This is a genomic window from Zhihengliuella salsuginis, assembly GCF_014651715.1.
Taxonomy (GTDB): Bacteria; Actinomycetota; Actinomycetes; order Actinomycetales; family Micrococcaceae; genus Zhihengliuella; species Zhihengliuella salsuginis.
Window position 1 is genome coordinate 201,952 of the sequence record NZ_BMXK01000001.1, and the last position, 18,664, is coordinate 220,615.

Sequence of the window (18,664 nt, forward strand, 5' to 3'; positions counted from 1 at the left end):
AGCTTTCAGGCGAGTGTAGCGAAAAGCTGATACCGGTACCACCCCCAATTTCCAGTTCGAGTCAATTTAGTCCTTTTGGGTACGGAATCAAGGGGGTGATTGACGAGACTTCACGGCATGTGTCACGATGATCCACACCTGATACCGGTACCACATTGGGGCTCGACGGAGGGCCTCGCCCCGGATCACTCGAAAGGAATCAGACAATGCTCGGCTCCAAGGATCAAACACTGCTCGGCTTCGACGAGAACGAATTGCGAACTCAGCTGGCCAGCACCGTCGCCCTGCGCCCGCAGATCGAGCAGCTCGTCGACGAGCTGCTCGCACAAGGCATCGACAACGTCCTCCTCGTCGGCGCTGGAGGCACCTACTCGCAGATGTGGCCGTACGAGCTGCTGGCCCGCGAGCGTTCGACGTTCTCCGTCCGCGCGGCGATCGCGGCCGAACTCGTGGTCACCGGCGACGCGCTGCTCGGCGAGCGCACCGCCGCCGTGTTCACGTCGGTCTCGGGCACCACCGAGGATGTGGTGCGCGCCGTCGAATACGTCAAGGAGGCCGGTGCGACGACGATCGCTTTCACCGGGTACCCCGAGTCGCCGATCGCGACCGGCGTCGACCACGCCCTGATTTCCGAGCCCAAGGCCTGGCCGTTCGACATGCAGCTGTTGCTGTTCGTCGGTCGCCTGCTCTTCCAGCGCGGAGAGTTCGACGCTTATCCCGCACTCGCCGACGAGCTCGTGCACCTGCCGGACGCCATGGTTGAGGTCGCACGCCAGGCCGAGCCGGCTGCGGCGGCATTCGCCGAGGCGCACCGGGACACCGACTACTACTTCCTCACCGGCGGCGGGCCGCTCTGGTCCTTCACCTACCTCTACTCGATGTGCATCCTCGAGGAGATGCAGTGGCTGCGCACGACCCGCGTGCACAGCGCCGAGTTCTTCCACGGCTCCCTCGAACTCCTCGAGGAGGACACCGCGGTGATCGTGTTCCAGGGTGAGGACCGGTCCCGGCCGCTGACCGACCGCGCCGAGGCCTTCACCAAGCGCATCTCGAAGGACGTTTCGGTGTTCGACACCCGCGACTACGAGCTCGCCGGCTTCAGCCCAGAGAGCCGCGCCCTGATCGCACCGATCGTGCTGGACACCGTGATGGGCCGGGTCAGCAAGCACCTCGAGCGGGTCCGCAACCACTCGCTCGACCTGCGCCGCTACTACCGCGTCCTCGACTACTGACTGAAAGGGGGACCGCGTGATGCGCGTCCTCGGCTTCGGCGACAACATCGTCGACCGTTTCCTCGATCGGGGAATCGACTATCCCGGCGGGAACGCGGTCAACGTCGCCGTCTATGCACGCCGGTTGCAGGTGCACGCCGAGTACCTCGGCGTGTTCGGTGACGACGAGCTCGGCCGCTTTCTCCGGCAGGCGATCGAGGAAGAGGGGGTGGGTACGCCGCGCTGCCTCGTCCGCAGCGGGGAATCGGGGGTTTCCTCGCTGCGGGTCATCGACGGCGAGCGGGTGTTCTCCGGTTGGAACGGCGGGGGCGTGACCGTCCGCGAACCGATCAACCTCGACGGCAGCCGCGAGGCGTACGCGGCGGGCTTCGACGTCGTGCACTCGAGTGTGTACTCGGGCACGGAGGCGGAGCTGCCGCGCCTGCGTGCACACGACGTGCTGGTCAGTTTCGACCTCTCCAGCGAGCCGGAGTTCCGCGCCCCGGACTACCTCGACCGCGTCTCGCCGTTCACCGATCTGGTGCTGCTCTCGTGCGAGGGTCTCGACGAGTTGGAGGCGTTTGCGCTGCTCGACGACGCGGTGCGCCGGGGTGCGGGGCTCGCGCTCGGCACCCGGGGCACCGGCGGCGCGCTTGTTACGGATGGCCGGCTGCGCTGCAGCGCCCCGGCTCAGCGCATCCCGGACGACGACGTCATCGACACCATGGGCTGCGGTGACGCGTTCCTCGCGGGTTTCCTCGTCGCGCTGCACGGTGCGGGCTGGCGGCGCCGCAGCAACCCGACGGCGCCGCAGCTGCAGGCGGCACTCGAGGCCGGTGCGGCGGCGGCGCGGGAGCAGTGCTTGGTCGAGGGCGCGTTCGCGCGCGGCGCCACCCACGACTAGCATGTGGTGAACCTGTGACGTGGAAAGGGGCGAGGGCGATGACCTCCGAACACTCCGCTCGACCGACGATTTCGGACGTTGCCGCGGAGGCCGGGGTCGGGCGCTCGACGGCCGCGCGAACCCTCGGCGGCTACGGCTACGCCAGCGAAGAGGTGCGCGAGCGCGTCCTCGCCGCGGCGGAGCGGATCGGCTACCGTGCGAACGCCTTGGCCCGCAGCGTCTCGACCGGCGTCAGCCACACCCTCGGATTGATTGTCGCCGACCTCGCGAACCCGTTCTTCGGCGGCGTCGCACGCGGCATCTCCGACGCCTCGCGGGAACGCGGCTTCGACACACTCGTGCTCAGCACCCACGAGGATCTCGCTGAAGAAGTGGCCGCGACGAACGTCCTCATCGACAAGCGCGTCGACGGCATCATCGTGGCCTCGGCCGCCCTGGAAGCGGGGGCGGCGGGACACATCGAGCAGGCGCGGTCGAGCGGCATCCCCGTGGTGTTGGTCGACCGCGCGGTGCCCGGCCTCGACATCGACGCCGTCGTCATCGACAACCGGGCCGCGGCGCGCGACGCCGTCGCCCACCTCGTCGCCGCGGGGCACCGGCGCATCGGCTTCGTGTGGGGGCCGCCGCTGGCGGAGCGGCCGCGGCGGCGCCGCGATTTGGTCGGGGTCGGCACGGGCAACCAGTGGACCGACGGGGAGCGGCTGCAGGGATATCTCGATGCGCTCGACGACGAGGGGCTGGCGTTCGACGTCGAACTCGTGATGGTCGGCGCCAAGACCGAGGAGAACGCGCAGGCCGAGGTCGCCCGCATGCTGGAACTCCCGGAGCCGCCGACCGCGTTATTCTGCACCGAGAACGACGCGATGACGGGCTCTCTGCGCGCCCTGCGGAATGCCGGATCGCGAGTGGGTGAGACCATGTCCCTCATCGGGTTCGACGACTCCTCTTGGGCCGCGGTCATGGAACCGCCACTGTCGATGATCGAGCAGCCGACGCTGGCGTTGGGTGCAAAAGCGGCTGAGGTGCTGTTCGCCACGATCGATGCCGGAAGCCGCGGCGGCGCACCCGAGCTGCACACCCTTGAGACGCGATTCATCGCGCGCGCGTCCGTCGCTCCGCCGAACGTCAACTAGGCGTGGGACACGGGGGCGCGGCATATGCTGAACAGATGCCTCACATCACTCCCGGTGCGGGCGCCAAGCGTGCCACCATGAAGGACGTCGCCGCACTGGCCGGCGTCTCGCCGAAGACCGTCTCGAACGTGCTCACCGGCTCCGCCGGCGTCCGCGAGCCCACGCGCCGCGTCGTCGAGGAGGCCATGCAGTCGCTCGGCTACGTGCCCAACCTCAGCGCGCGCGGCCTGCGGAACGGGCGGACGGGGGTCATCGGGTTCGCGCTGCCGGACCTGGCGACGGCGTTCTCCGCCACCCTGACGCACGCGATCGTGCAGGTCGCGCACGAGCGCGGCCTGGCCGTACTCGTCGAGGAGACGGCCGCCGATCCGACCCGCGAGCACCAGCTCGTGGCCCGCGCGCGGGAGCACTCCATCGACGGGCTCATCCTGAACCCGGTCCGCCTGGAGGACAGCGTCGTCGAGTACCTGGAGCACCTGCCGCCGGTCGTCCTCATCGGGGAGGTCGAGCAGTACAAGACGGACCGCGTGTTCGTCGAGAGCCGCGCCGCGGCCCGGCAGATGACCGAGCACCTCATCGAACGGGGCGCCCGGCGGATCGCGGTGATCGGCGGTTCGCAGGGTGTCCGCCCGGGGCTCGCCACGTCCGGGCTGCGGCTCCGCGGCTACCTCGAGGCGCTGGAGGGCGCCGGCATCGAGCCGGACCCCGGCCTGCAGATATCCGTGCGCCAGTGGACGATCGAGGCCGGCGCGGCTGCGGTCCGCGAGCTGCACGCCGCGGGCGAGGCCTTCGACGCGCTCCTGTGCTTCACCGACTCGATGGCCCTCGGTGCCCTCCACGCCCTGCACGAGCTGGGCCTGCAGGTGCCCCGCGACGTCCTCGTGGCCGGTTTCGACGACGTCGAGCACGCGCGCTACGCCGTTCCCGGCCTGACGACCGTCGGGTTCGACCACGTCGCCTACGTGACCGCGGCGCTGGACCTTCTTCAGCGGCGGATCGACGGCCGCGACCTGGCCGCGCAGGCGGTTCCGGTGCCGCACCGGTTGATCGTCCGGGACAGCACGTCCGCGAGCCCGGCCGGCGTCGGCGACTCCAGCCGCAACTAGCGGAGCCACCCGCCCGCGTCTCTGTGAAAATACTCGAGGGTACGTCTTGCGACTCCGATTACATCGATGTAAATTGGCTGCAATCTTCGTCACAAGGAGTCGAGATTCATGCTGACAACGCACGTAAACCGCAGACGCTTCCTGAGCGCCGCTGCAGCCATCGTGGGCGCGGGCGCCCTCGGGGCCTGCTCGGCGGCCCAGGGAGCGGACGGTCGCATCCTGCAGTTCTGGCACCTGCTGAGCGGCGGCGACGGCGTCACCATGGCCGGTCTGATCGACCAGGTCAACGCCGCCCACGCCGGGTTCGATGCCAAGCCGACGGTGCTCGCCTGGGGTGCGCCGTACTACACCAAGCTCGCTATGGCGGGCGCCGGGGGCCGGGCGCCCGAGGTGGCGATCATGCACGCCTCCCGGGTCCCCGGCTACGTCCCGGGCGGCCTGCTGGATCCGTGGGACAAGGAGCTCCTGGCCTCCCACGGGGTCGGCGAGGAGCAGTACTCGCAGCCCGTCTGGGACAAGTCGCACGTCGGCGGCGAGCTCTACAGCGTCGCGCTCGACGCGCACCCGTTCATCATGCTTTACAACAAGGAGCTCTGCGCGGAGGCCGGGGTGCTCGACGCCGACGGCCGGCTGAAGGCGACCGGAACGCCCGAGGAGTTCCTCGCCCTGGGCCGGGAGCTCTCCGCGGTGAGCGAGGGTCACGGCATGTCCTTCGGCTATCTCGGCAGCGGCTCGCAGATGTGGCGCCTCTTCTACACGCTCTACTGCCAGCAGGGGGTCGCCATGGAGCTGCCGCAGGGAGGGGAGGCGCAGATCGACGAGGACGCGGCCGTCACCGCCCTCGAATTCATGCAGCAACTGCTCGACGGCGAGGTCGCCGCGGCCCAGAACGACGAGGACAACGCGATCGCGGAGTTCGCCACCGGGCGCAGCGCGATCCTCTTCACCGGCGTCTGGGAACTGCCCACGATGCAGAAGGAGGGGATCGACGTCGGCGCCGCGGCGATCCCGACGCTGTACTCCCAGCCCGCGGTCTACGCCGATTCGCACTCGTTCGTGCTGCCGCGGCAGATGAACGCCGATCCCGAGCTGCGCAAGATGACGTACACGTTCGTCGCCGACCTGCTGTCCCGGTCCACGGAGTGGGCGGCCGCCGGTCACATCCCGGCCTACCTCCCCGTCATCGAGAGCGACGCGTACGCGAAGCTCGAGCCGCAGTCCGACTACTCCGATGCCGCCAACCACCTGGTGTACGACCCGCCCGCCTGGTTCACGGGGTCCGGCTCCAACTTCCAGAGCGACTTCGGCCAGACCGTCCAGAGCGTCCTGATGACCGGATCGGACCCGAGGCCCGCGGTCAGGGCCTTCAAGAAGCAGCTCGACGCCATCCTGGCCAAGCCCAATCCCACCGACCCGGAAGGGGAGTGGTCCGCATGAGTCACGCCGCCACCGAAACAAAGGGCGCCCGCGGGCCGGCGGCCGCCGTCGCCGGCGCGGCCGGAGCGGTCCCGCCGACCGGCGTCAAGCGGTTCCGCGAGGCGCGCGTCGCGTGGATCTTCCTCGCCCCGTTCATGATCGCGTTCCTGCTCTTCCTCGTCTGGCCGATCCTGCACGGCTTCTACCTCAGCTTCACGGATCAGTCGCTCACCGGCGCCGGAGGCGGATTCGTCGGCGGAGCGAACTACGCGGAGGCCTTCGGCGACGCGACGATGTGGCGATCGCTCGCCAACACGGTGCTGTTCACCCTCATGTCGACGGTCCCGCTCGTGGCGATCGCGCTGGTCATGGCACTGCTCGTGGACACCGGCCTGCCGGGCCAGTGGCTGTGGCGCCTGTCCTTCTTCATGCCCTACCTGCTGGCCTCCACGGTGATCTCGCAGATCTGGGTGTGGATCTTCAACCCGTCGGTCGGCGCGGCCAACGAGCTGCTGCGGGCGGTCGGACTCGAGCCCATCGCCTGGCTGCAGAACGAGAGCACCAACCTGACGGCGATCGTCATCGCCACCGTCTGGTGGACCATCGGGTTCAACTTCCTGCTCTACCTCGCGGCCCTGCAGAACATCCCGGGCCACCAGTACGAGGCGGCGGAGCTCGACGGCGCCGGCAAGCTGCGGCAGGTCTGGTCGATCACGCTGCCCCAGCTCGGCCCCACGACCGTCGTCGTCCTCATCCTCCAGATCCTGGCGTCGCTCAAGCTGTTCGATCAGGCGTACCAGATGATGGGCGGCATCTCGAGCGACACCACCCGGTCCATCATCCAGTACATCTACGAGGCCGGGTTCGTCGGCTACCGGTTCGGCTACTCGGCGGCGATCTCCTACGTCTTCTTCGCCGCCATCATCATCGTCGGCATCCTCCAGGCCGTACTGCTCCGGCAGAGGAAGGCGGAGAAATGAGCACCACCATCGAAACTCCCGATCCCGTGGCGGATCCGCCGGGAACGGCCCGCCCGGTCAAGGGGCACCGCGTCGTCAGATCGAGCCGGATGGCAGGAGCGAAGCGCTTCTCCGGGCTGCGCATCGTCGCCTTCGCCGCACTGGCCCTCATGGCGGTCGGCTGGCTGCTGCCGTTCCTCTGGGCCGTCGCCACGGCCTTCAAGACCGAGACGGACGCGGCCTTGGGCGGCCTGGACTGGATCGGCGAATCCGGGGCGACCGCGGAGGCGTTCGTCTCCATCCTCTCCCAGGGCAACATCTGGGTGTGGGCGTTCAACAGCCTCTGGACCTCCGTGGCGATCACCGCCATCACGGTGTTCATCTCCGCGTTCGCGGCCTACGCGTTCTCCCGGCTGGACTTCCGCGGCCGGCGCTGGATGTTCGTGGTGATCCTCGCCTCGATCGTCATCCCGCCGCAGGTGCTGATCATCCCGCTGTTCTACCAGATGCTCGCCTTCAACCTGGTGGACACGCACTGGGGACTGATCCTTCCGCAGGTCGTCATGCCGGCGATGGTCTTCATCCTGAAGAAGTTCTTCGACGCGGTCCCGATCGAGCTCGAGGACGCGGCCAGGGTCGACGGCGCCACCCGGTTCCGCATCTTCTGGTCGGTCGTGCTGCCGCTGTCGCGCCCGATCCTCGGAGCGGTGTCGATCTTCGTGTTCATCAACGCGTGGAACAACTTCCTCTGGCCGTTCATCGTCATCAACGACACCCTGCTGATGACGCTCCCGGTCGGCCTGCAGACCGTCATCAGCGCCTACGGCGTCCAGTACGCCCAGATCATGGCCCAGGCCGTCCTGGCGTCCCTCCCGCTCATCATCGTCTTCCTGCTGTTCCAGCGGCAGATCGTCAAGGGCGTCGCCACGACCGGCTTCGGCGGCCAGTAGCGACCCCCCCAGAATCTCGAAGGAGAAAAATGACTCAAGCACGCATCACCCTCGACCGCGATTTCACCATCGGCCCCGTGCCGCGACGCCTCTTCGGCTCGTTCGTCGAGCACATGGGCCGCTGCGTCTACACGGGCATCTACGAGCCCGGCCACCCGCAGGCCGACGCGCAGGGCTACCGCCGCGACGTCCTCGAACTCGTCAAGGAGATGGGGCCGACCGTCGTCCGCTACCCCGGCGGCAACTTCGTCTCCGGCTACCGCTGGGAGGACGGGGTCGGCCCGCGGGAGGACCGCCCCGTGCGGATCGACGGCGCGTGGCACTCGATCGAGACCAACGCGTTCGGCCTCCACGAGTTCGTGGACTGGGCCAAGCTGGCCGACGTCGAGGTGATGGAGGCCGTGAACCTGGGCACCCGCGGTGTCGAGGAGGCCCGCTCCCTGGTGGAGTACGCCAACCACCCCTCCGGCACGTACTGGTCCGATCTGCGGCGCAAGAACGGCGCCGAGGACCCGTTCGACATCAAGCTCTGGTGCCTCGGCAACGAGCTGGACGGCCCGTGGCAGATCGGGCACAAGACCGCCGACGAGTACGGCCGGCTGGCCCAGGAGACGGCGAAGGCCATGCGCCTGGTCGACCCGTCGATCGAGCTCGTCGCCGTCGGCTCCTCGAACCGGCAGATGCCCACGTTCGGCTCGTGGGAGCACTCGGTGCTCACGCACACCTACTCCGAGGTCGAGTACATCTCGATGCACGCCTACTACCAGGAGCACGCCGGCGATGCGGCGTCGTTCCTGGCCGAGGCCGTGGACATGGACGAGTTCATCGACGGCGTCATCTCGACGATCGACGCCGTGAAGGCGGCCGGCAAGCACAAGAACCAGGTCGACATCTCCTTCGACGAGTGGAACGTCTGGTACCAGCGCGGTCTCGAGACCGAGGACCAGCCGCACAAGGTCGCGGCGGGCTGGAAGCCCTACCCGCGGCTGATCGAGGACGCGTACAACGTGACGGACGCGGTCGTCGTCGGAACGTTCCTGAACAGCCTGCTGCGCCACGGCGACCGCGTGACGATCGCCAACCAGGCTCAGCTCGTCAACGTGATCGCCCCCATCCGCTCCGAGGAGGGCGGCCCGGCCTGGCGGCAGTCGAGCTTCTGGCCGTTCGCCCGGATGGCGGCCCTGGCCAGCGGCCAGATCCTGCGGCTGGCCGTCGACTCCGGCAAGGTGCCCACGGCCAAGTTCGGCGACGTCGACGCGGTCGACGCCGCGGCCACGTGGGACGCCGAGCGCGGCACGATCGCCGTCTTCCTCGCGAACCGCTCGCTCGAGGAGTCCGCCGAGGTCGAGCTCGACCTGCGCGGGCTCGCCGCGGACCGGATCACGCGCGCCGAGGTCCTCACGATCCCGGCCGGCGGCGACCGCCTCACCGCGAACACCGAGGACAACCAGGACGCCGTCGGGCTCACGCGGCTTGAGTCCGTCGGCATCGAGGACGGCAAGGTGCGCGCGACGCTGCCGAAGCTCTCGTGGGCCGTCGTGGAGATCGCGGCTGCGGCGTCGTAGCCTCTCCGCGCGGGCGGGACTAGGGTGGGTCCATGGACCACCGTGCTCACCACTCCAACGACCCGGCGGTCATCAAGCGCCTGATGACCACGCCGGGCCGCTGGGCCGTGGTCGGGCTGACGAACAACCCCGCCCGCGTCGCGCTGCCCGTGGCCACGTGGGTGCGGGACCACCTGGGCATGGACATCGTCCCCGTGAACCTGAGCGGCGAGGACGTCCTCGGCCGGCCGGGCCACACCCGGCTGGCCGAGATCGAGGGCCGCATCGACGTCGTCGACTGCTTCGTGAACTCGGCCAAGGTCGGCGACATCGTCGACCAGGCCATCGCGATCGGTGCCGGGGCCGTCTGGATGCAGCTCGGGGTGATCGACCAGGCCGCCGCCCAGCGGGCGAAGGACGCAGGGCTCGACGTCGTGATGAACACCTGCCCGAAGATCGAGGCGGTGCGGCTGCCGTGAGCGGCGGCCTCACGACGGCGGCCGTGCGCGGGATGTGCCTCGCGCTGCCGGGGGCGTTCGAAGACCAGCCGTTCGGGCCGGACACCCTGGTCGTCAAGGTGCGCGGCCGCGCCGCGACCCGGCCCAGGATGTTCGCCCTGATCTGGGGCGGGGAGCGCGCCCTCGCCTCCGGCACGGCGGAGGGGCCGGCGCGCATGAACCTGAAGATCGAGCCGGCGCTGGGGGACCAGCTGCGGGCGGCGCATCCCGAGATCACGCGCGGCTACCACATGAACAAGCGCCACTGGGTGACGGTGGCCTGCGGTGCCGGCCTGCCGGAGGCCATGGTCCGGGACATGGTCGAGGACTCCTACGACCTCGTGGTCGAGTCCCTGCCGGCCGCGGACCGCGAGGCGCTCGGTTGGCGCTGCTCGGCCGGCGGATGACGGGTAGCCGGAATCACGGCCGGACCACCGGCCCGCCCATGGCATCCGTCCGGTGCCGAGAATAGGGTGGGGGGATGATCTTCATCGTCGTCAAGTTCAAAGTGAAGCCCGAGTCCGCCGAAACCTTCGTCGAGGCCACGCGCCCGTTCACCGAGGCCACCCGCGCGGAGGCCGGGAACCTCTGGTTCGACTGGTCCCGCAGCCTCGAGGACGCGAACGAGTTCGTCCTCGTCGAGGCCTTCGAGGACGGCGCAGCCGAGGCGCACGTGGGCAGCGACCACTTCGCAGCCGGCCTCCAGGCCATGCGCCCCCACCTGGTCGAGACCCCGCGCATCATCAGCCGCCAGATCGAGGGCGACGGCTGGGACGCCATGGGCGAGCTGCAGATCGGCTGACGGCCCGGGCCGGGGTGCGGGCGCGCCCCGGCCCGGGCCGCAGCCCGCCCCCGGCGCTCCCCGCCGGGAAGCTTCGAGCTTCAACTTCGTGCTACCTTGGTGCCGGAATTGCTGGGGGGCAATCAGAATTGCGGGTCATCAGACATGGTTGAATCAGCCGGCGTCGTCGGACGTCCGCGCCTGTTGGAACGTCTCGAACGGCCGAACGCCGTCACGATCGTCCAGGCGCCGCCCGGCTACGGGAAAACCGCCCTCCTGAGCGATTGGGCCGCGCGCACGCCGACGGCGCGGATCGCGCCCGCCGAGGACCTCCTGCCGCGCCTCGCGGAGGGCGCCGGGGGGACCATCGTCGTCGACGACTTCGCCCGCCACGAGACCGCCGCGCTCGCCGAGAACATCGTCACCGCACTGGGCCGGCCCGGCGCGCCCCGCCTGGTCGTGGCGACCCGCTCCACGCCGCTGCTGCGGATGTACGCGTGGGACCGCGGGCTCGACGTCGGCACCGTCGGCGCCGCCGACCTGCTCGCCACCGAGACCGAGCTCGCCGACATGGCCTCCGCCTGGGGCGCCGCGGGGGCGGCCGATCTGCACGCCCCGACGGGCGGCTGGCCCCGCGTGGCCCGACTCCTCGCCGAGGAAGGGGCCGCCGGCGACTACCTCCGCGACGCCGTCCTCGCCCGCCTCGACCGCGAGACGCTCGCGTTCGCGCTCGCCCTCTCCGCCAACCGCCGCCTCGCCCCGGCCCACCGCCGCGTCTCGCCGGGCACCGGTGCGCCGGCCTCGGACGCGTTCGAGCGGCTCCTGGACGCCGGCGTCGTCCAGCGCCGTCCCGACGGCAGCGACCAGGTCGCGCCCGTCATGGCGGCCGCCCTGCGGCGGCTCGTGCCCGCGGAGGAGGCGCTCCCGTGGCACCGCGCGCTCGTGGAGGAGCTGGGGCACGACGGCGACGCCGCCTCCCTCGCGCCCCAGATGGAGCACGCGCGGGCGAGCCGGGACTGGGCGGTGCTCGCCCAGCTGTGGACGCGGCACGGGCTGCGGCTGCTGGAAGTCGACGAGTCCGCCGTCGAGCGCGTGTACGGCGACGTGCCGGCCGCCGCCATCGCCGCGTGGCCCGCGCTGACGCTGCCCGTCGCGACCGCGCGGGCCATGCGCGAGAAGCGCCCGTTCCACGACGTGCAGCCCGTGATGTGGGAGGCGGCGAGGAGGACGGCGCAGCAGTTCGAGGGGCCCGGCATGGACCACGGCGGCGACCTCGAGAAGTACATCTTCTTCGCGGCGACGGCCCTCGTGGACGCCAGGATGGACGGCCGCTGGGAGGAACAGCGGCGGATCGGCGAGGCGGCCGAGGAGCGGTACCGCGCCGAGCGCGGCTCCGTTCCCGACAGCCAGCGCTATGCGTGGTTCCTGCTGCAGGTGTTCTTCGGCGAGGTGACGGCCGGCGAGTCGACGCGCGCGAAGACGGCCGGGCGCAAAGTGCACCTGGTATCGCACGATGCCCCGGAATCGCGGTTCTCGACGGCGGCCGCCGCGGCCGCGATGTGCGCGCTCGCCACGCTCGAGGGAGCGGCCAGCGACGCTGCCTACTGGGGCGAGCAGTATGCCGCCGTGACGCGCGAGGACGCGTGGGGATACGGGTACGCGACCAGCCTGTTCGCGCTGGTGCGCGCGATGCGGGCCGTCGACCGGCTGGACCTCGCGGCCGCCGAGGCGGCCCTGGCAGAGGCCGGGGACCCGCGGTGCGACTTCGAGTTCTGGCCGTTCGCGCTCGTGCCCCGCACCCAGCTGGCCCTGCTGCGCGGGGAGCCGGCCGACATGCTCGACGAGATCGGCCACGTCGTCGCCACCCATCAGGGGCAGTACGACGCCGGCGGGTGGGGGACGCGCGTCGTCGCCTGCCTGCGCGTGGAGCTGCTGACGGCGCTCGGCGAGGTGGGGCAGGCCCTCGAGGTGGCGGAGAGTGTCGCCGGCGAGTCGACGGCGATCGTCCCGCTCGTCGCCCGCGCCCACCTGGTCGCCGGCGACGCGGCACGGGCCTACGAGCTGGCCCGGCAGCCCCGTTGGGACGCCGACGTGACCCCGCGGACCCGGCTCGGCCGCCTCCTGGTGACGGCGGCGGCCGCCGAGCAGCTGGGGGACCACCGCGGGGCCGACGCGGCGTTCTCGGCGGCGGTCGCGCTGTCCGGGACCACGGGCCTGATGGCCACCGTGGTCAAGCTCCCCCGCTCGGTGCGGCGGACCCTGCTCGAGCGGCACCGCCGCGCGCTGAGCGAGGACTCGCTCGAGCGCCTGTTCGAGTTCCGCGAGGTCTTCGAGACGAGCGTCGAGCCGGTGCGCCTGACGCCGCGGGAACGGGTGGTCCTGAAGGAGATGGCGCGCTCGACGACCCTGCAGGAGATCGCCAAGAAGTTGACCGTTTCAGCAAACACGGTTAAGAAACAGGCCATCTCGGTCTACTCCAAGCTCGGCGTCCACGACCGCGAGGCCGCGCTCGAGAGGGCCAGGGCGCTCGGCCTGCTGCCCCCGCTCGACTGAGCCGGCGGTCGGCCCGGGAGGCTGCCGGTCAGGTGGGACGCAATATTTCCCGTTCTGCGCCGTTTGTGACGCGACCGTGACAGACGGGGACCAAAGGTGGACCAATTGCTGCGCTGATTCGTCCAATCGTTCGCAGCAACCGCGTCGAAGCGTCAGAATGGACGTGGGTCCTGCGGGGCCCTGGCAGAGGCGCGACCGCCTGCCTGGTCTGTTGGGGGGACCGGGCGGAGTTCCGCCGAGGCCGACCGAGAGGACGACCTGGAATCTTGGGGGAGAGCACCGGGTCCGTTCCCGGCCGTGGCGGTCCGCAGTCAGCGGGTGATGCGCACCGCCACGCCGGTTCGGCCGTCGAAGCCCTAGGGGCGCGCCTTCCAGATCGCGGTGAACGATCCGTAGCCGCCGTCGAGTTCGCATTCGCCGTCGATCCCGTAGCCCGGGTACTTCCCGTCGAGTTCCGCGCCCAGCTCTTTGAGCGTGCAGGCCCACTTGCCCGCCACCTTCACGGTCGACCCGTTCTTCGAGTCCCAGTCCTCAGCGATCCGGGTCGTGTGGTAGAGGCTGCGCACGGTCTCGCAGTCGACGTTGACCGACTCGTACACGAACGTCGTCCCGTCGCACTCCTGCTTCTCCGCCTTCTCCGGGTGGTACTGGAGCGAGCCGAGCATGTGCACGATGTCGGCGTACTCCTGCGTGAGCGCGTAGTCCTCCGCCGCCTGCTCGGCGTCGTCGACGCGGTCCGGCATCTCGGCGATGCCCAGGTCGGCGCGCCCCTCGAAGCGCAGCGGTCCGGCGAGCTTCGGGTACCCCTGGGTGCCGCCGCCGAGCGGCAGCTGGTAGCCGGGGGCGTGCTCCTTCGAGACCTTCTTGTCGGAGACCAGTCCGTAGCTGGCGATGCTGTCCGCGTTCGGGTGCGTCACGAGATCGAGGACGACGGCGGTCGTCCCGCCGCCGAGCACGTCGGCGTCGGGTGCCGCGACGCTGTCGATCGGCGTGAAGGAGGATCCCGGGATCGACGCGAGCGTGCTGCGTCCCGGGTTCTGCTGCAGCGTCGCCAGCACCCGGCCGTCCAGGTGGCTCACCTCGTAGCCGGCGATGCCGGTGCTCGAGGAGTTCCCCGTCGCCTCGAGGGTCGTGACCCTCCAGTCCTCGTGGGCGAGGAAGGACATGTCCCCGGTCTCGGTCGGGACCCTCCGCCAGGCCTCCTCCGGGGAGGGCTCCGCCTTCGCGGTCGGCTGCGCCTCGGTCGGCTCCGCCTGCTCGAAGGCCTTGGGGAAGACGTCCGCGAGCGCCTCGCATCCGGTGAGGGCCGTGGTCGCCACCAGGGCGACACCGGCCAGTGCCAGTCGCTGTCGTGTCCGCCGTGCGCTCATGCCACCACCCTAGCCATGCCGGCCGGTGCTGACATGGCTGAACGGCAAAGGTGAGCAAACTGTGACACGAAGTCCCCGCCCCGCCTGTTGACGCCGGATTGAACGCGCGTATAGTGAACTGAACAAGCGTTCAATCACGGACTGGAGGCCGGCATGGCGCCGTCGGACATCACCACGCGGGCCCGGATCCGCGACGCGGCGATCGAGCAGATCGCGCGCAAGGGCTACGGCGTGAGCATGCGCGTCATCGCCGACGCCGCCGGGGTCAGCCTGGGGCTCATCAACCACCACTTCGGCTCCAAGGACGGCCTCCGCGCCGCCTGCGACGACCACGTGCTCGAGACCATCATGAACGTCAAGAGCGAGACCATGCGGGGCGGGGCGGTCGCGGCCATGGCGGCACTCGGCAAGATGGAGGAGTACGTGAACCCGACCGCCTACTGCCTGCGGGCCATCGCCGCCGGCGGCGACGTCGCCCAGCGGATCGTCGACCACTTCGTCGCGGACGCGAAGGCCTGGGTGGGGGAGGCCGTCGCGGACGGGACCCTCCGGCCGTCGGTCGACGAGGAGGCGCGCATCCGCTTGATGACCCTCCAGGGGTTCGGGGCGATGCAGCTTTTCCTCTCCCAGCGCGTCGGCTCCGCCGACGCCGAGCTCGGTCCCGCCGGTCTCAACGCCCTGCTGGACGACTACCTGAACGAATACGGACTGGTCATGCTGGAGATGTACACCTTCGGGCTCTTCGCCTCGTCCGACATGTTCGACGCCTTCCGGGCCGCGGGGCCGAACCCCCGCGCCACCACGACCGAGGAGCACTGATGGAACCCGTCATCGAGATCGAGAAGCTCGTCAAGAACTTCGGCAGGGTCCGGGCGCTCGACGGGCTGAACCTGACCGTCGCGCCGGGCGAGGTCCACGGCTTCCTGGGGCCCAACGGCGCCGGCAAGTCCACGACGATCCGCGTCCTGCTCGGCCTGCTGCGCGCCGACGCCGGCACCACCCGGCTCTTCGGCGGCGACCCGTGGAAGGACGCCGTCGACCTGCACCGCCGCCTCGCGTACGTCCCGGGCGACGTGACCCTCTGGCCCAAGCTCACCGGCGGCGAGGCCATCGACCTGCTCGGAGGCCTCCGCGGCGGCCTCAACGCCACCCGCCGCGGAGAACTGCTCGAGCGCTTCGACCTCGACCCCACCCGCAAGGGCCGGACCTACTCCAAGGGCAACCGCCAGAAGGTGGCCCTCGTCGCGGCCCTGGCCTCCGACGTCGACCTGCTCATCCTCGACGAGCCGACCTCCGGGCTGGACCCGCTCATGGAACTCGTGTTCCAAGAAACGGTGCGCGAGGCGGTCGCCCGCGGGGCCACGATCCTGCTCTCCAGCCACATCCTCGCCGAGGTCGAGGCGCTCTGCTCGCGCGTCACGATCATCCGCGACGGGGCCGACGTGCAGACCGGCACGCTCTCCGAGCTGCGCCGGCTCACCCGCAGCAGCGTGGTCCTCGACGCCGACGTCGCCCCGGACGAGCTGAGCGTTCTGGACGCCGTCCACTCGCTCACCGCCGACGACTCCCGGCTGCGCTTCAGCGTCGACGACGGCGGCATGGGCGCCGTGCTCTCAGTCCTCGCCGGGCGGACGGTGCGGTCCCTGACGGCGACGCCGCCGAGCCTCGAGGAGCTGTTCGTCCACCACTACGGCGCCGCCGCGGACCGCAGCGGCAGCGACGGGGCCGGCCGCGGCGCCGGCGCCGAGACGACGCGGAAGGCGGCGCATCGGGCATGAGCACCGCCTTCGCCGGAACGGGACGGCTCGCCGTCTCCATGCTGCGCGCGGACCGCGTCCGCGTCCCCGTCTGGGTCCTGGTCATGGTGGCCTTCGTCGCGTACGCGGCGGGCGGCATCCCCGCCGTCATGGGCGAGGAGGGCCTGCAGGCGCGCGCCGAGGTCATGAAGGAGCCGGCCGGGGCGATGATGGCCGGGCCGGGCTACGGGATCGAGGACTACTCGATCGAGATCCTCATGGCCAACGAGATGCTCGGCATGTTCGCCGTCATGGTGGCCATCATGTCGCTCCTGCTGGTGGTGCGGCACACCCGCGCCGAGGAGGAGGCCGGCCGCACCGAGCTGGTACGCGCGGCCCCCGTCGGCCGGTACGCGCAGCTGACGGCGGCGCTGATCGTGCTCGTCGCGGCCAACGCCGCCGTCGCTCTCGGGATGGGCGCCGCCCTGGTCGGCACCGGCATGGAGCCCGTGCTGGACGCCTGGGTCTTCGGCGCCGGGCTCGGCGCGGTCGGCCTGGTGTTCGGCGCGGCCGCGGCCCTGACCGTCCAGCTGAGCTCCAACGCCCGCGCCGCCTCCGGCATGGCCGGCGCCCTGGTCGGCGCCGCGTACGTCCTGCGGGCCGTCGGCGACGCGCAGGCGCCGGGCGGCAGCGTGCTCTCCTGGCTGTCGCCGATCGGGTGGGTTCAGCAGATGCGCATCTTCGCCGGCCTGCGCCTGGAGCCGGCCTGGCTCGCGGCGGGCGCCGTCGTCGTGCTGGTGTCGGCGGCGTACGCACTCGCCGCGCGTCGCGACGTCGGCGCCGGACTGCTGCCGGAGCGCCGCGGGCGCGCGAACGCGACGCCGGCCGGCCGCACGCTGCTGGGGCTGACGGCCCGGCTCGAGCGGCCGCGCCTGGTCTGGTGGGCGGTCGGCCTGTTCGTGTTCGGCGCCCTGACCGGCTCGCTCGCCGGTCCGATGTCCGAGGTGATGCGCGAGCAGCCGCAACTGCTCGCCGTCCTCGGCGTGGACCCGGGCGACGACGACGCCATGGCCAACCTGGTCTCCGAGGCGATGGGCATGTTCCTCATGTTCTTCGCCATGGCCGTCGCGGTCTACGCCGCGGCCGCCGCCCGCGGGCTGCTCGGCGACGAGACCGCCTGCCGCAGCGAGCTCGCGCTCTCGGCCGTGATGCCGCGTGCCTGGTGGCTCGGGGCGCCGCTGCTGGTCTCCCTGCTCGGCAGCACAGCGCTGCTGGTGGTCTCCGGCGTCGGGCTCGGCGCGGGGGCCTCCGCCGCGATCGGTCCCGCCGCCGTCGGGGACTTCGCGCTCGCCGCTCTCGCGTACGCCCCGCTGCTGGCGTGCTGGGCGGCGGCGGCGATGCTCCTCTACGGCGCGGGCCGGGGTTCGGCGGTGCTGTGGGTGGCGCTGATCGCGGCGTTCGTGATCGGCATGTACGGCCGGCTGCTCGACGTGCCGCAGGCCGTGCAGGACGCCGAGCCGTTCAGCATGGTCGACGCCATGGCGCTCGTCGGCGGCGACGGGGACTGGACGCCGCTCTGGGTCGCGGGGATCGTCGCCGCCGTGCTCTCGGCGGCCGCGATGATCGCATTCCGCCGCCGGGACCTGGCGGCGTAGCTGCCCTCTCCGGGCGGCCGCCCGCTGCGCCCGGCCGGCATCGACGCGCCGTTCCCGCGCCGGTAGGCTCCGTCGACATGGGCATGCAACTCGTTCAGGTGAATTTCAAGGCGCGCGACCACGAGCGGATCGGCCGGTTCTGGGCGGACGCGCTCGGCTGGGGCCTCTCCAGCGAGGGCCCCGGCGTGAGCAACGTCGAGCCGCTCGGATTCGACTGGCCGGACCCGAGCGCCCTGTGCGTGGACGTGGTCGCGGTCCCGGACCCGGAGGCGGTGGCCTACCGGGCGCACCTGGACCTCGCGAGCGAGTCCGCGGAGCACCAGGCCGAGCTCGTCGCGCGGCTGAAGACGCTCGGCGCGCGGGAGGCGGACATCGGCCAGGGCGACGTGCCGTGGACCGTGATGGCCGACCCGGAGGGGAACGTGTTCTGCGTGCTCGAGCCGCGGGACGTGTACCGGGACACGGGGCCGGTCGCCACCGTCGTCGTCGACTGCGCGGACCCGCGGGCCATGGCCGCCTTCTGGGGTGCGGCGACGGACTGGACGGTGCACGAGGCGGACGACGAGCACGCGCGCCTGCGCTCCGCCCGCGGCGTCGGGCCCTACCTCGAGTTCCTGCGCACGCCCGACCCCCGGGCTGACCGGCACCGCCTCCACCTCGACCTGCTGCCGTACCCCGGCGGCGACCAGGCCGCCGAGGCGGACCGGCTGCGGTCCCTCGGCGCGCGCGACGCCGACGTCGGCCAGGGCGACGCCCCCTGGCTGTGCCTCGCCGACCCGGAGGGCAACGAGTTCTGCATCCTGGGCCGGCGTTGAACCGCGGCTCCGGAGCGTCGCGGCTTCCGGGCCG

General features: G+C 71.1%; 17 protein-coding genes. 16 read left to right on the forward strand and 1 reads right to left on the reverse strand.

Annotated features, from left to right (window positions below):
* The first annotated feature begins 206 nt into the window (after positions 1 to 206).
* From IE069_RS00980 to IE069_RS01035, 12 genes are all read left to right on the forward strand, one after another.
* Positions 207 to 1,232, forward strand: a complete 1,026-nt coding sequence (locus tag IE069_RS00980) for an SIS domain-containing protein (protein WP_229790859.1) — start codon at positions 207 to 209, stop codon at positions 1,230 to 1,232.
* 19 nt (positions 1,233 to 1,251) lie between these two features.
* Positions 1,252 to 2,115, forward strand: coding sequence for a PfkB family carbohydrate kinase (locus IE069_RS00985; RefSeq protein ID WP_189348451.1), 864 nt, complete (start codon positions 1,252 to 1,254; stop codon positions 2,113 to 2,115).
* A gap of 38 nt (positions 2,116 to 2,153) precedes the next feature.
* Positions 2,154 to 3,248, forward strand: coding sequence for a LacI family DNA-binding transcriptional regulator (locus IE069_RS00990; protein WP_189348235.1), 1,095 nt, complete (start codon positions 2,154 to 2,156; stop codon positions 3,246 to 3,248).
* A 35-nt stretch (positions 3,249 to 3,283) separates the two neighbouring features.
* Positions 3,284 to 4,354, forward strand: a complete 1,071-nt coding sequence (locus tag IE069_RS00995; RefSeq protein ID WP_189348236.1) for a LacI family DNA-binding transcriptional regulator — start codon at positions 3,284 to 3,286, stop codon at positions 4,352 to 4,354.
* A 108-nt stretch (positions 4,355 to 4,462) separates the two neighbouring features.
* On the forward strand, positions 4,463 to 5,791 hold the full coding sequence (locus IE069_RS01000; protein WP_189348237.1) for an extracellular solute-binding protein: 1,329 nt from the start codon (positions 4,463 to 4,465) through the stop codon (positions 5,789 to 5,791).
* Positions 5,788 to 6,750 carry a carbohydrate ABC transporter permease gene (locus IE069_RS01005; RefSeq protein ID WP_189348238.1) on the forward strand — a complete coding sequence of 321 codons (963 nt, stop codon included), beginning with the start codon at positions 5,788 to 5,790 and terminating at the stop codon, positions 6,748 to 6,750. Before IE069_RS01000 ends, IE069_RS01005 begins: the two co-directional genes overlap by 4 nt.
* The gene (locus IE069_RS01010; RefSeq protein WP_189348239.1) at positions 6,747 to 7,679 is read left to right on the forward strand and encodes a carbohydrate ABC transporter permease; all 933 of its coding nucleotides are present in this window, start codon (positions 6,747 to 6,749) and stop codon (positions 7,677 to 7,679) included. The genes IE069_RS01005 and IE069_RS01010 overlap by 4 nt, the downstream gene beginning before the upstream one ends.
* A gap of 29 nt (positions 7,680 to 7,708) precedes the next feature.
* The gene (gene arfA, locus IE069_RS01015) at positions 7,709 to 9,244 is read left to right on the forward strand and encodes an arabinosylfuranosidase ArfA (protein WP_189348240.1); all 1,536 of its coding nucleotides are present in this window, start codon (positions 7,709 to 7,711) and stop codon (positions 9,242 to 9,244) included.
* 32 nt (positions 9,245 to 9,276) lie between these two features.
* Positions 9,277 to 9,702, forward strand: coding sequence for a CoA-binding protein (locus IE069_RS01020; protein ID WP_189348241.1), 426 nt, complete (start codon positions 9,277 to 9,279; stop codon positions 9,700 to 9,702).
* On the forward strand, positions 9,699 to 10,127 hold the full coding sequence (locus tag IE069_RS01025) for an MmcQ/YjbR family DNA-binding protein (RefSeq protein ID WP_229790860.1): 429 nt from the start codon (positions 9,699 to 9,701) through the stop codon (positions 10,125 to 10,127). Before IE069_RS01020 ends, IE069_RS01025 begins: the two co-directional genes overlap by 4 nt.
* 74 nt (positions 10,128 to 10,201) lie before the next feature.
* Positions 10,202 to 10,522 carry a putative quinol monooxygenase gene (locus IE069_RS01030; RefSeq protein ID WP_189348242.1) on the forward strand — a complete coding sequence of 107 codons (321 nt, stop codon included), beginning with the start codon at positions 10,202 to 10,204 and terminating at the stop codon, positions 10,520 to 10,522.
* 144 nt (positions 10,523 to 10,666) lie between these two features.
* Positions 10,667 to 13,054: a LuxR C-terminal-related transcriptional regulator gene (locus IE069_RS01035; protein WP_189348243.1), complete on the forward strand. Its 2,388-nt coding sequence runs from the start codon at positions 10,667 to 10,669 to the stop codon at positions 13,052 to 13,054.
* Between the two features lie 356 nt (positions 13,055 to 13,410).
* Here IE069_RS01035 and IE069_RS01040 read toward each other — a convergent pair whose 3' ends face one another.
* Entirely contained in the window at positions 13,411 to 14,424 is a 1,014-nt protein-coding gene (locus IE069_RS01040) for a hypothetical protein (RefSeq protein ID WP_189348244.1), read from the reverse strand.
* Positions 14,425 to 14,577: 153 nt separating this feature from the next.
* Here IE069_RS01040 and IE069_RS01045 point away from each other — a divergent pair, with 153 nt between their 5' ends.
* From IE069_RS01045 to IE069_RS01060, 4 genes are all read left to right on the forward strand, one after another.
* Entirely contained in the window at positions 14,578 to 15,243 is a 666-nt protein-coding gene (locus IE069_RS01045) for a TetR/AcrR family transcriptional regulator (protein ID WP_189348245.1), read from the forward strand.
* Entirely contained in the window at positions 15,243 to 16,202 is a 960-nt protein-coding gene (locus IE069_RS01050; protein WP_189348246.1) for an ABC transporter ATP-binding protein, read from the forward strand. Before IE069_RS01045 ends, IE069_RS01050 begins: the two co-directional genes overlap by 1 nt.
* Entirely contained in the window at positions 16,199 to 17,815 is a 1,617-nt protein-coding gene (locus IE069_RS01055) for an ABC transporter permease (protein WP_189348247.1), read from the forward strand. Before IE069_RS01050 ends, IE069_RS01055 begins: the two co-directional genes overlap by 4 nt.
* Before the next feature lie 83 nt (positions 17,816 to 17,898).
* The gene (locus IE069_RS01060) at positions 17,899 to 18,630 is read left to right on the forward strand and encodes a VOC family protein (RefSeq protein WP_308425363.1); all 732 of its coding nucleotides are present in this window, start codon (positions 17,899 to 17,901) and stop codon (positions 18,628 to 18,630) included.
* The last annotated feature ends 34 nt before the right edge of the window (positions 18,631 to 18,664 follow it).

Bases quoted from the DNA above. Each gene is read 5' to 3' on its own strand.
- IE069_RS01035 (WP_189348243.1), top strand. From the start codon at position 10,667: ATGGTTGAATCAGCCGGCGTCGTCGGACGTCCGCGCCTGTTGGAACGT.
- IE069_RS01045 (WP_189348245.1), top strand. From the start codon at position 14,578: ATGGCGCCGTCGGACATCACCACGCGGGCCCGGATCCGCGACGCGGCG.
- IE069_RS01050 (WP_189348246.1), top strand. From the start codon at position 15,243: ATGGAACCCGTCATCGAGATCGAGAAGCTCGTCAAGAACTTCGGCAGG.
- arfA (WP_189348240.1), top strand. From the start codon at position 7,709: ATGACTCAAGCACGCATCACCCTCGACCGCGATTTCACCATCGGCCCC.
- IE069_RS01055 (WP_189348247.1), top strand. From the start codon at position 16,199: ATGAGCACCGCCTTCGCCGGAACGGGACGGCTCGCCGTCTCCATGCTG.
- IE069_RS00980 (WP_229790859.1), top strand. From the start codon at position 207: ATGCTCGGCTCCAAGGATCAAACACTGCTCGGCTTCGACGAGAACGAA.
- IE069_RS01020 (WP_189348241.1), top strand. From the start codon at position 9,277: ATGGACCACCGTGCTCACCACTCCAACGACCCGGCGGTCATCAAGCGC.
- IE069_RS01010 (WP_189348239.1), top strand. From the start codon at position 6,747: ATGAGCACCACCATCGAAACTCCCGATCCCGTGGCGGATCCGCCGGGA.
- IE069_RS01060 (WP_308425363.1), top strand. From the start codon at position 17,899: ATGCAACTCGTTCAGGTGAATTTCAAGGCGCGCGACCACGAGCGGATC.
- IE069_RS00985 (WP_189348451.1), top strand. From the start codon at position 1,252: ATGCGCGTCCTCGGCTTCGGCGACAACATCGTCGACCGTTTCCTCGAT.
- IE069_RS00990 (WP_189348235.1), top strand. From the start codon at position 2,154: ATGACCTCCGAACACTCCGCTCGACCGACGATTTCGGACGTTGCCGCG.
- IE069_RS01005 (WP_189348238.1), top strand. From the start codon at position 5,788: ATGAGTCACGCCGCCACCGAAACAAAGGGCGCCCGCGGGCCGGCGGCC.
- IE069_RS01000 (WP_189348237.1), top strand. From the start codon at position 4,463: ATGCTGACAACGCACGTAAACCGCAGACGCTTCCTGAGCGCCGCTGCA.
- IE069_RS01030 (WP_189348242.1), top strand. From the start codon at position 10,202: ATGATCTTCATCGTCGTCAAGTTCAAAGTGAAGCCCGAGTCCGCCGAA.
- IE069_RS00995 (WP_189348236.1), top strand. From the start codon at position 3,284: ATGCCTCACATCACTCCCGGTGCGGGCGCCAAGCGTGCCACCATGAAG.
- IE069_RS01040 (WP_189348244.1), bottom strand. From the start codon at position 14,424: ATGAGCGCACGGCGGACACGACAGCGACTGGCACTGGCCGGTGTCGCC.